Genomic DNA, 11,842 nt, shown 5'->3' on the forward strand with positions numbered 1-11,842 from the left:
TAAATTCCCCACCAGAACTAAATAATTTCGTTAAATTTGTTTCATAAACAATGGTCATCATGACAACGACAATTGAAGGTATTTATGAAAATGGTAAAATCACTTTGAATGAGTTGCCAAAAAATATTGAGAAAGCTCAGGTTAAAGTTGTTTTTGAAGAAGTTGAGGAAAAAGTAAAGTCAGGAAAAAGACAACTGGGAACAATGAGAGGGAAATTTGAAATTCCTGATGATTTCGATGAACCTTTGACAGAATTAGAAGAATTTTGGACATGAGATATCTGCTTGACACACACTTTAATTTGGACTTTAAACAGTCCTGAAAAATTATCCTCGCTTTCAAAAACACTCATTGAGGATGAAAAATATTCTTGTTTTGTTTCGAAGACCTCTTTATTTGAGATTGCAATAAAGAAAAATTTAGGCAAACTATACTTCTATAGTTCATTCGAAGATTTACAGAAAGAACTGTCCACTTTAAAAATCGAATTCCTTGAAATTGAATTAGGCCATTTAGAATTTTATTTAAGCTTACCTCAAATCCCAATCCACAAAGACCCATTCGATAGACTAATTATTTCCACCGCGGCAGTCGAAAACCTCAAAATAATTACCAAAGACGAAAAATTTAATCTGTATCAAGATATCGTCGAAACTGTTTGGTAAATTTGCAAAGAAATGATAAATAACCGTTTCTTCATTTGAAACAAAAAAATCTTTGCGTCTTTGCGACTTAGCGGTTAAACAAATATGAAAAACATAAACATAGGCCTTATTCAGATGTCTTGCACTGGAAATGTGCAGGAAAACATATCAAAAACCATTATAAAAATCAGAGAAGCGGCCGCAAAAGGAGCCCAGATTATCTGTTTGCAAGAGTTGTTTTCGTCTCTTTATTTTTGTGATGTAGAAGATCATGAAAACTTTAAGCTTGGTGAGGCCATTCCAGGTCCAACCACCGAAACCATGCAAATTGTGGCCAAAGAATTGGACGTAGTTCTCATAGTTTCACTTTTCGAAAAACGAGCTCAAGGATTGTATCACAATACAGCAGCCATTATCGATGCCGATGGAAGTTATCTTGGAAAATACCGCAAAATGCATATTCCTGATGACCCAGGCTATTATGAGAAGTTTTATTTTACGCCGGGCGACCTAGGTTATAAAGTTTGGGAAACCAAATTCGGGAAAATCGGGGTGTTGATTTGTTGGGATCAATGGTATCCTGAGGCCGCCCGTATTACCTCACTGATGGGTGCGGATATTTTGTTTTACCCAACAGCCATTGGTTGGGATATGGACGAAAAAGACCCCGTTATCAATCAAGAACAATACGACGCTTGGCAAATCATCCAACGCTCTCATGCGGTTGCCAACGGTCTTTATGTGGTTTCCGTAAATAGAGTAGGCATTGAGGCCAATCAGAAATTCTGGGGAGGCTCATTTATCGCTAATCCGCACGGAAGATTACTGTATTTGGCTTCTCATGAAAAAGAAGAGACACATGTGGAAACACTTGATCTGGAGAAAACAGAATATTATAGAACTACCTGGCCATATCTTCGAGACAGAAGAATAGATTCTTACGAGCCGATTCTGAAGAGGTTTATTGATTAAGATTAAAAAAATACAATTAGCTTTTAGGCTAATTGTATTCTTCCCAAAAAGAATGAGAATGTTTTCAAACCTCCTCCACTATCAGCTTTATACCGTCTATCTTTTTTATTAGCACCTTCGTTCCCTCTTCAATCGACTTACCATCAGCCTGATAGGCAATCCAATCAGAACCTCTGTAAAAGACTTTTCCTTCTCCATTGGTAGGAATTTCTTTGGAAACCTTGGCATACTCGTCGATGATTTCTTTAAACTCCGAGCTATTTTTTGTAAAAAGCTCTAGTATTCTTTTCCTAAAAAACAATAAGCTGACAATCGAACTCAAAGCAAAAATGATAACTTGAGTAGGCAGTTCTTCTGCCAAGCCCAAATACACAAACAAGGCAGTGACCAATGCTCCTATTCCAAAAAATATAGCGTAAAATGAAGTGGTAAAAATTTCTAAAATGAGCAGTACTACTCCTATTATTACCCAAATATTTATACCTGAAATTTCCATTTTATTTGGTATTTTCTTGTTTGATTACATTCATGGCAGTCGCAATAATGCTCGAAACATCGGCCAAATTTGAAGGCAATATCATTGTATTGGTAGTTTTGGCCAATTTACCAAACTGCTCAATATAGTTTTCTGCCACTTTCAGCTGCACCGCCTGCATACCACCTTTAGCTTGGATAGATTCCGCCACCAACCTGATGGAATCTGCCGTAGCTTCTGCAACGGCTCTGATGGCATTCGCTTCACCTTCGGCCTTGTTTTTTTGCTGCTGCATTTGAGCCTCAGACTCCAAAACGACTCTTTCTCTTTCGCCTTGAGCTACGTTTATGGCAAACTGTTTTTTACCTTCCGATTCCAAAATAACCGAACGTTTCTCTCTCTCCGCCTGCATTTGCTTCTCCATCGCTTGAAGAACAGTAGTTGGAGGCGAAATATTCTTAATTTCATAACGAAGCACTTTTACTCCCCAACCTATCGCTGCCTCATCTATGGCCGCCACCACAGCAAGATTTATGACCATTCTTTCAACAAAAGTTTTGTCTAAATCTATCTTACCTATTTCGCTACGCATGGTAGTTTGGGCCAACTGTGTTACTGCAAAAACGTAATCATTGATACCGTATGAGGCCTTTTGAGGATCTACAACTTGGAGGAATATAACGCCGTCTACACGCACCTGCACGTTGTCACGGGTGATACAAATCTGCTCGTGAATGTCGTAGGCTTGTTCTTTCAAACTATGCTTGTAGGCAATTCTATCAAAAAAAGGAATGATAAAATTGATACCCGGCTGAAGAATTCCGTTATACTTACCGAGCCTTTCGGCAATGTAAGCATTTTGCTGCGGCACAACTTTGACGGCCATCATAATGACTACCACAATCAATAACGTAATGGCAATAAGTGAATACATAATTTCTTGGTTTTAAAGTTTAGATACTAAAAGTAATGGGTCAAAATTAATTACAAGAATGTTTCCTGAAATATAATTCGGATGAACCAAGGCGGAATTTATGAGATTGGATACAGGCAAGGACAAACGGTAATTGATATATTCAAGATAAAATATAAATATACAAGGCTAAGTTTAAGTATATCAGTGGTTTAAATTACCTTTGTACAAAATTACAGTAGTGATATTGCAACATACATGAGAAAAAGAATAACAGAAGGTCGCAGTAGCGACAGAGATTCGAGCAAAAGCTCGTTTGGCAGACCAGATTTCAAGAGAAAAGAAGGTGGTTTTAGCCCAGAAAAAAGAAGTTTTGATAAGCCATTTGCTAAAAAAGATGGATTTTCGAAACCCTCAAGTGGAAATGATAAATTCCCCAAAAGAGAATTTAAACCCAATACTTACGGAAAGCCAGAAGGTGGAAACGACAGATTTCCAAAGAAAGAATTCAAGCCAAATACTTATGGCAAGCCTGAAGGCGGCAATGACAGATTCCCTAAAAGAGACTTCAAGTCAAGTACTTACGGAAAACCAGAAGGTCCTTCAGAAAGATTTACTAAAAGAGACGTTGAAAACCTAGGAAGCAGATTTCCTGACCGCAACGCTCCAAGAAAAGATGCCAGACCAGACACTGGACGTTCGACGGATAGATTCCCAAAGAAAGAATTTAAACCCAATACTTACGGCAAACCTAATGCAGGTTCTACAGAAAGTAGATTTCCTCGCAAAGACGACCGTTTCCCAAGAACAGAAAACCGTTCAGAGGGTTTTCCAAAAAGGGAATTTGGCGGTAGAAGCGAAAGATCAGAAGGTGGCTACAAACCAAGAGAAGACAACAGAGGTGGTTTTGAAAACAGAAATGAAAGACCGAATTTCGAAAGAAAGGCATTTGAAAGAAAAGAAAACACCTCAAAACCTGAAATTAGCAAGTCAAACTACGGCAATAACAAAAATGCAAAGCAGGCGATTCGTCCAAATTATGAAGAGGACGCACTAAAAAGTAAACTTCCTCCAAAAGTAAGAACGAAAGTAGAAAGTAGTGAGACTTTTACGCCGACTATCCGTCTGAATAGATACTTGGCCAATGCTGGACTTTGTTCAAGAAGAGACGCAGATGAGTTTATAGCAAGTGGACAAATAACTGTAAATGGTGAGGTAATAACAGAAATGGGCTACCAAGTACAAGCCACTGACGTTGTAAAATATGGCAGAAAAATATTGAACAGGGAGAAGTTGGTTTATGTCTTATTGAACAAACCAAAGGATTTCTTGACTACCACAGATGATCCTGAAGGGCGTAAAACAGTTATGGATTTGGTACAAAAGGCTTGTCCTGAGCGTATTTACCCAGTTGGTAGATTAGATAGAGCCACCACCGGTCTTCTGCTAATGACTAACGATGGCGAACTGGCCGAGAAACTTTCTCACCCATCTAACGCCATGAGGAAGATTTATCAAGCAGAGCTAGATAAGAAAATTGAGCAAGAAGATTTTGACAAGATTTTGGAGGGGGTAGAATTGGAAGACGGAATAATAAAGGCTGACGACCTATCTGTAATAACTCCTGACCGACAAGTAGTTGGTATAGAAATACATAGTGGCAAAAACAGGATTGTGAGAAGGATTTTTGAGCATTTGGGATACGAGGTAACCAAATTGGACAGAACAACTTATGCCGGTCTAACCAAAAAGGACCTACCTAGGGGAAACTGGAGATTCCTTACTGAAAAAGAGGTCATTAGATTGAAGTATTTAATTTGATTTTAATTAAATTTGTAAAAAAATAAACAGTAAACTAAAATAATAATGGAAGAGAATAAGAAAGATATTATGGATCAAGCAGGTGATATGGCTGCTAAAGCTAAAGAAGTAGCAACTGAAAAATTAGCCGATGTAAAAGAAGAGGCGGCTGAGGCGGTGGCTAATCTGAAAGAAGAGGCGACTGAGAAATTGGCGGAAGCTAAAGAAAAAATGACGGAATTGGCTGGTGAAGCTACTGAAGCATTTAATACTGCCAAAGAAAAAGTGAGTGAAATGATAGACACAGACAAAATAAAAGCGGAGGCAGCTGAGAAATTGGCAGATGCAAAAGCAGTGGCTGGAAACATCGCTGGAGAAGCTACAGAAGCCTTCAATACTGCAAAAGCTAAAGTTACTGAGTTTGTAAATGCTGAAAGTGTTGCAGAATTTAAAAACGAAGCTGCCGAGAAGCTAGGAGATTTGAAGGAAGATGCAGAAGAAGCTCTTAACAAAGCAAAAGATAAAGCAAACGAATTGGCAGGAGAAGCTGAAGAAGCCGTAACACAAGTTGCAGCTAAAGCAAAAGGTTTCTTTGCAAGACTTTTCGGAAAGTAATAAAATTAAAACCCAATCCAACGATTGGGTTTTTAATCGATTATTATTTTCATTTATTTCTGAAATTATATTTTATTCAAAATGTCCTATTATTTTTATTTTATCAATAATAATATTTATTTCAGAATATAAAATCATAAAAAAACCTCCAAAGCTCTAGCTAAGGAGGTTTACGAATTATAACAACAATCAGTCAATCTTCACTTTTCTACTTATACCGTCTTCTCCTTGTGACACAATCACGAAATAAGTACCTTTGGCACCTTTTCCAAGTTTGATTTGCCCCACGTATTCGCCTTCGAAATTCTTCGCCTCCTCTTTAGCTTTTACGTTGCCTTGCAGGTCTAGCACAGTGATATTCACATCACCTGCTTTTGGAGCAAAAAATCTAATATTCAGCACATTAGTCTCAGGTTTATTTGTAAAAACATCTACAGTTCTGATAGTAGCAGGATTCATAACTTTCTTCATTCTATCATCAAACACTTCAGAATCAAACGTTCTGAATCGATAAGGAATATCTGCAATATTGTCCGACAATCTATCCATCTCAAAATGAAACTCTTGCATTTTTCCTTTTGGAAAAACCTTCATTTTGCCAGAATGTCTCCCAGCTAAGCCTTCTCCATCTTCTGACCATTCAAAGTCTCCGTCTTCATCGCCTTTAATTATAACCTTCACATGTTTTTCACCACCTTTTTGGTTCACTATTACCGTGTCCAGTTGCTCGTCAAGTATCATCACGTTAGAATCTCCGTTTTTCACGTCAATTTCTTTCTCTGTAATTTCTACCTTTCCGTTTACATTTTTTTCTATTCTGATTCTCTTTTTCCCTGGGGTGTCAGAATTCATCACCTCTGTTTTAATTTCTTTTCTTACTTCTTTGTTTTGGGCTGTTGCTCCCAAAAACATCAGGGCAGCAAAACCCATCATTATTACTTTTTTCATAAATTATTATTTTTTAATATCAATAGACAAAATATTTTTACGAAGGTTGCACATAAATTTAATTTGAGAATTACATTTAGTCTTAAAAAAAGTTAAATCCGATTTCAAACGATTTTGAATAAAGCCCAAGTATGAATGTCAGACTTAACAGGCTGGAATTTGTATTACAGGCTACTCTGTGAAAGAAATGAATAAATTAAGTAAAAAATGGTGATTAGAATAGTAAAAATGACCTTCAAACTAGAAAAAATTGAAGATTTCTTAAGTTTTTTAGAAGAAAACAAGCACAAAATAAGGAACTTTCCAGGGTGTTTGATGGTAGAAATACTTCAAGAAATAGGCCAACCCAATGTCATTATGACGCACAGCCATTGGGAATCTGAACAAGACCTCGAAAATTATAGAAATTCTGAATTATTCAATTTTGTTTGGAGCAATACAAAAATCCATTTTGAAGATAAACCAGAAGCCTATTCTATGTTATCTTTGGATAAACTTTAACGAATTTCTATTCGTTAGAACAGTATAAAAATCATCATTAACATGAAATACAGCATCCTTCTATCTGTTTTCTTATTTTTCAGTCTTGACTCCATGGCCTCAGTCCTTAATTATAAAACACAAACCGAGGAATTTGATGGTCGAAAAAGAAAAAAAGACGGGTCTTACAAAAAAAAGAACCACACTTTGAAAAAACTAATTCAAGGTAAAAGGTACTGCGATTGCCCTAAACACTGAATTAAATGAAAAAATACTTATCAATTTTTATTATACTTGCATTTTTTATAAATGCTCACAGCCAAGGTTTTACAGAAAAAGAAGTTGAATTTTGGGACTTGACGGAAAGCTTCAAACTTAGCGGCACACTGACCACACCTAATGGACTCAGCAAATTTCCAGTGGCAGTTCTTATCAGTGGATCTGGACAGACGGATAGAGATGCAACCATAGGAAAACATAAACTTTTCAAATCTCTTGCAGAATATTTGAGTAATAACGGCATAGGCGTTTTGAGATATGATGACAGGGGCGGCTATAAATCTGGTGGACCAAAGACTTCTAAAAGTACTACACAAGAGCTTGCTCTGGATGCTCAGGCAGCTGTAAATTATTTAAAAACCAAGTTGAAATTCAAAAAAATTGGCATTATAGGCCACAGCGAGGGTGGAGGATTAGCCCCTTTGGTGGCTTCAAAAGTAAAAAAAACGGCTTTTGTTGTTTCTTTGGCAGGACCAGCACTTTCGGGCAAAAAAGTATTAATCAGGCAAAACATAGACATTTATGAGAATATGGGTGTTCCGAAAGAGCATGTTGAACATTTTATAGTTAGTTTTTTTGAACCCATGCTTTCAGAGGTAGTTAAGAATGTAGATAGTACACAGAAAGCACAAACGATCGACCAATTAGCCGCAAAATATAAGGATCAATACAAAGGTGAAAGTTTTGTATTAGGTGTTACAGCAAGCAACACCCCCATTTTAATGAAGCAACTAAATAGCAAATGGTACATCAGTTTTCTACAATATGACCCAATCAGCTATTGGGCCAAATTAAAATGTCCAACATTGGCTCTCAATGGAAGCCTAGATCAGCAAGTGGAAGTAAACTCCAACCTTTCGGCAATTGAAAACTTGAAAAATAAGCACATAAAAACTCAAATTTTGCACATGCACAATCACCTTTTTCAGGTGGCCAAAACAGGTGGCCTTCAAGAATACTTTCAGCTAAAAGATGGTATTTCAGATCAAACTCTCACCACTATTAAAGAGTATATCTTGAACCTAAAACTCTGACAAAAAACTATGTACCAAAAGATTATACTTTTCATATTCGTTGCCATAAATACTTTTGCCAATACACCTAAAAGCCAAAGAATAGCCAATTATGACATAAAAGTCAGCCTAAATCCCCAAACCAAGACGCTAAAAGGTAGCCAAACTTTAACATGGACCAACAAAACATCAAAACCTACTTCCGAACTTCAGTTTCATCTTTATCTCAATGCCTTCAAAGACGAAAACTCTACTTTTTTCAAAGAATCAGGCGGACAATTGCGTGGTGACAAAATGGATACTACCAAACTTCGAAACTTCGGAAATATCTATTTGAGCACATTAAAAATCAGAAATGGGGAAAATCTTTATCCAAAAATAAAATTCATTCAAACCGACGACTTTAATGTTTACGACAAAACAGTAATTCAAGTAAAACTATCAAAAGCTGTGAATCCGGGCGAAACGATAGTTTTAGATCTGGATTTTAGGGCGAAGCTACCCAAAATATTTGCCAGAACCGGCTGGGCCGACCACGATTATTTTTTTGTAGGCCAATGGTTTCCAAAAATCGGAGTTTTGGAAGAAAACGGAAAATGGAATTGCCATCAGTTTCATGCAAACACCGAATTTTTTGCAGATTTTGGAAACTACAATGTACAAATAACTCTCCCGAAAAACTTCATCATAGCAGGCTCTGGCGAAAAGAAAGCTGAGATAATCCACAAAAACAACACAAAAACTGTGAGATTTGAGGCAACCGATGTCCATGATTTTGCTTGGACGGCGTCTCCTCATTATAAATACTTAGAAGAAAAGTACAAAGGCATAACAATCATGGCTTATGTGCAGCCAGAGCATTTTTCAATGGCTCATAGATATTTTGAATCTGCAAAAAACTCCATTGATTATATGGAAAAAAACGTAGGCAAGTATCCACACAGTACATTATCGCTCATAGACCCAACTTTGGCTGGTTCTGGCTCAGGTGGTATGGAATACCCAACGCTCATAACTTGTGGGAGTTATTGGGGTGTAGGCAGTTGGGGTAAGTTTCAGGAAGTTGTAACTATCCACGAATTTGTCCATCAGTATTTCCAAGGCATGGTGGCTAGCAATGAGTTTGAAGACTCTTGGATGGACGAAGGCTTTACACAATATTACGAAGGCCGTATCATGCAGCAATACTATAAAGGCCAACAAGCCAACATTTTCGGGTTTACACTCCACGATTTAGCCTCCTCAAGAGCCAGTTATGTCATGATGGACAATCCAAAAATATCAGAAATACGAAGAAATGCATGGAGTTACCCAGGCGGAACTTATGGCATTATGACTTATCAAAAAACTGCCACTTGGCTAAAAACCTTAGAAGGTCTCCTAGGCACAAAAGTTATGGACGATGTCATGCAAACCTATTTTGCACGCTACAAATTTAAACATCCCACACCACAAGACTTTATAAACACCGCCAATGAAATTGCCGCCAAGCAAACAAAATTCCAAAATTTAGATTGGTTTTTTAAACAGGTATTATTTGAGGCTCCAGACTGCGACTATGCCGTTTCTGCAATTACAAACGCACCAAGAAAACAAACGCCATTTGGTACTTTTACAGTGAGCCGACTGGGCGAAATGACCATGCCAGCACAAATAAAAGTAGTTTTTGATGATAAGAAATTCTTGATCCTAAACTGGGACGGCAAGGAACGTTACAAAAAATACAAGTTTAATAAGAGAATCAGATATGCCCAAATAGACCCAAATTATATCAATTGGATGGATTTGAATATGATCAACAACTCCATGGCAGCAAAAGAACCCACCAAAGCTGCAGCAAAATACAGCACGAAAATGCTTTTTTGGGTGCAGAGAGTATTGTTTTTCTTTGGGGGGCTGGGGTGATGCAGTAGCTTAAAAACCTTGTAAATATGTAAATAAATCACCCCGAAAGGATTTGCCAAAATCGTGAGTCTATTGGGCAAATTAAATCTTAAATAATTTTTGATTAAGAGAACAACTACCTTTATATTTGATTCCTTGATTTTACGACCGAGATATTCAGAATCAAAAAATATATCGGAACCTCAAATAAACACAAAAAATATGTCTGCCCACAAAAAACAATTCAAACCACTAAAAATCAATTTTTTAAACAAATTAATAGCAAAAGGATAATTGAGATATTTATCTACCTCTGGAAAATAGGTAGATAAATATACTCGTTAGTGGCAAGGCTAACAGACGCATAAAATCAATAGAATGAAGATTAGAAAAATTAAATGGAAAAACCATTCCGTACTAGGGAACTTAGAACTTGATCTGACAACTTCAGCAACAGGCGAAGATTTCGATAACATAATATTTGCTGGTGAAAATGGGACTGGTAAAACATCTATTCTAGAAACGACAAGTACTTTTCTTAATGTAGGGACATTCGAACATTTTGAACACATAGAATTTAGTATTGGTAATCAAATATTTACTGCTATTCATGCGACAGACGGAACCACCCACAAAAACTTTTTTGATATAAAAGATAGCTCGGGTGTAGTTAGAGGAATCAGAACCGACAGAAGTAACAACCCACAACTGCTAGAATCAGACATTAAAGATCTAAGATATTATGGTTGTGTCTTTTCCAAAGCTAGAGCGGACTACAAAACACAACAGATTACTTCAACAACCACTAAGCAACTTGATATTGAAAAATATGATGTTGACCAACAGGATGATTTCACATCATTAAAACAACTCTTAGTTGACATCAAAAATCAAGATGAATCTGATTACATGAAACTTAATGAGACATTAGGGGCAAATCCCAAATCTGTTCCAGAGTTTTATCCAACTTCGAAAACCTTCCGATTTAAGAATGCTTTTGATAATTTCTTTGAAAAAATTGAATTTGAAGGCGTTGTAGACAGCTTAAATGAAAAACAATTACTATTTAACAAAAACGGGAAAACAATAACAATTGACAATCTAAGTACCGGCGAAAAACAAATCGTATTTAGAGGTATCTACCTTTTAAAAAACAGCAAAAAACTGGACGGTGCAGCAATTATGATTGATGAACCAGAACTGAGCATGCACCCTAAGTGGCAGAAGAAAATATTAAAATACTTTAAAGACCTATTTACCGAATCTAGCATTCAAAAAACACAACTTTTTATTGCTACCCATTCAGAGCATGTTTTGAGTGAGGCCTTAAGCGATAAGACAAAAAATTTAGTAATAGTACTAACTGAAACTGGAGGAGTTATTAGTGCAAAAAAGATTGATGCACCTTCTGTATTACCATCAATAACAAACGCTGAAACAAATTATTTAGCCTTCGATATTGTTTCAAATGACTATCATATTGAACTCTACGGATGGCTACAGCAAAAGGAATCTAAAAACACTGTGAAGTCTTGTGACGACTTTATTAAGAATAATTCGTTTTATAATTCAACGACTCATGGAAAAGCATCGTCATTTGGCACAACTACCTATGACACTTTATGCACATATATTAGAAATGCCATCGACCATCCAGACCCAAGTCGGACATATACAGAAGACCAATTGAGAATTTCCACAGAATTATTAATACAATTATGCCGATAAAAAGCCCAGCCACTAACAGCTAAGGCTTCGTTCGGCATGCAATGCCTAGAATGAAGCCAATGTTGAACTTAATCTCGAGGAGTTTAGTTTT

At 36.7% G+C, this 11,842-nt stretch carries 12 protein-coding genes; 9 read left to right on the plus strand and 3 right to left on the minus strand.

Annotated elements, in window-relative coordinates:
- The first annotated feature begins 59 nt into the window (after positions 1-59).
- The 3 genes from EGI26_RS03515 to EGI26_RS03520 all read left to right on the plus strand — a co-directional run bounded on the left by EGI26_RS03515 (position 60) and on the right by EGI26_RS03520 (position 1,616).
- Positions 60-275, plus strand: coding sequence for a DUF2281 domain-containing protein (locus EGI26_RS03515; protein WP_255076375.1), 216 nt, complete (start codon positions 60-62; stop codon positions 273-275).
- A gap of 9 nt (positions 276-284) precedes the next feature.
- Positions 285-665: a type II toxin-antitoxin system VapC family toxin gene (locus EGI26_RS21295; RefSeq protein ID WP_409035352.1), complete on the plus strand. Its 381-nt coding sequence runs from the start codon at positions 285-287 to the stop codon at positions 663-665.
- 84 nt (positions 666-749) lie between these two features.
- Positions 750-1,616: a carbon-nitrogen hydrolase gene (locus tag EGI26_RS03520; RefSeq protein ID WP_255076376.1), complete on the plus strand. Its 867-nt coding sequence runs from the start codon at positions 750-752 to the stop codon at positions 1,614-1,616.
- Between the two features lie 64 nt (positions 1,617-1,680).
- On the opposite strand, the gene EGI26_RS03525 is transcribed toward EGI26_RS03520, so the two are convergent.
- Positions 1,681-2,112: an NfeD family protein gene (locus EGI26_RS03525; protein ID WP_255076377.1), complete on the minus strand. Its 432-nt coding sequence runs from the start codon at positions 2,110-2,112 to the stop codon at positions 1,681-1,683.
- 1 nt (position 2,113) lies between these two features.
- Positions 2,114-3,025 carry an SPFH domain-containing protein gene (locus tag EGI26_RS03530; protein ID WP_255076378.1) on the minus strand — a complete coding sequence of 304 codons (912 nt, stop codon included), beginning with the start codon at positions 3,023-3,025 and terminating at the stop codon, positions 2,114-2,116.
- 237 nt (positions 3,026-3,262) lie between these two features.
- On the opposite strand from EGI26_RS03530, the gene EGI26_RS03535 reads away from it, so the two are divergent.
- Both EGI26_RS03535 and EGI26_RS03540 read left to right on the plus strand, forming a co-directional pair.
- On the plus strand, positions 3,263-4,825 hold the full coding sequence (locus EGI26_RS03535; protein WP_255076379.1) for a pseudouridine synthase: 1,563 nt from the start codon (positions 3,263-3,265) through the stop codon (positions 4,823-4,825).
- 45 nt (positions 4,826-4,870) lie between these two features.
- Positions 4,871-5,419, plus strand: coding sequence for a hypothetical protein (locus EGI26_RS03540; RefSeq protein ID WP_255076380.1), 549 nt, complete (start codon positions 4,871-4,873; stop codon positions 5,417-5,419).
- 189 nt (positions 5,420-5,608) lie between these two features.
- On the opposite strand, the gene EGI26_RS03545 is transcribed toward EGI26_RS03540, so the two are convergent.
- Positions 5,609-6,367 carry a T9SS type A sorting domain-containing protein gene (locus EGI26_RS03545; RefSeq protein ID WP_255076381.1) on the minus strand — a complete coding sequence of 253 codons (759 nt, stop codon included), beginning with the start codon at positions 6,365-6,367 and terminating at the stop codon, positions 5,609-5,611.
- A gap of 207 nt (positions 6,368-6,574) precedes the next feature.
- On the opposite strand from EGI26_RS03545, the gene EGI26_RS03550 reads away from it, so the two are divergent.
- From EGI26_RS03550 to EGI26_RS03565, 4 genes are all read left to right on the plus strand, one after another.
- The gene (locus EGI26_RS03550; RefSeq protein ID WP_255076383.1) at positions 6,575-6,868 is read left to right on the plus strand and encodes a putative quinol monooxygenase; all 294 of its coding nucleotides are present in this window, start codon (positions 6,575-6,577) and stop codon (positions 6,866-6,868) included.
- Positions 6,869-7,110: 242 nt separating this feature from the next.
- Positions 7,111-8,160: a S9 family peptidase gene (locus EGI26_RS03555; RefSeq protein ID WP_255076384.1), complete on the plus strand. Its 1,050-nt coding sequence runs from the start codon at positions 7,111-7,113 to the stop codon at positions 8,158-8,160.
- A 9-nt stretch (positions 8,161-8,169) separates the two neighbouring features.
- The gene (locus EGI26_RS03560; protein ID WP_255076385.1) at positions 8,170-10,044 is read left to right on the plus strand and encodes a M1 family metallopeptidase; all 1,875 of its coding nucleotides are present in this window, start codon (positions 8,170-8,172) and stop codon (positions 10,042-10,044) included.
- Between the two features lie 357 nt (positions 10,045-10,401).
- Positions 10,402-11,751 (plus strand): AAA family ATPase, encoded by a 1,350-nt coding sequence (locus EGI26_RS03565; RefSeq protein ID WP_255076387.1) that lies wholly within the window; start codon positions 10,402-10,404, stop codon positions 11,749-11,751.
- Positions 11,752-11,842 lie beyond the last annotated feature (91 nt).

The sequence above is a fragment of the Lacihabitans sp. CCS-44 genome (assembly GCF_024343735.1).
In the GTDB taxonomy this organism is placed as follows: Bacteria; Bacteroidota; Bacteroidia; order Cytophagales; family Spirosomataceae; genus Leadbetterella.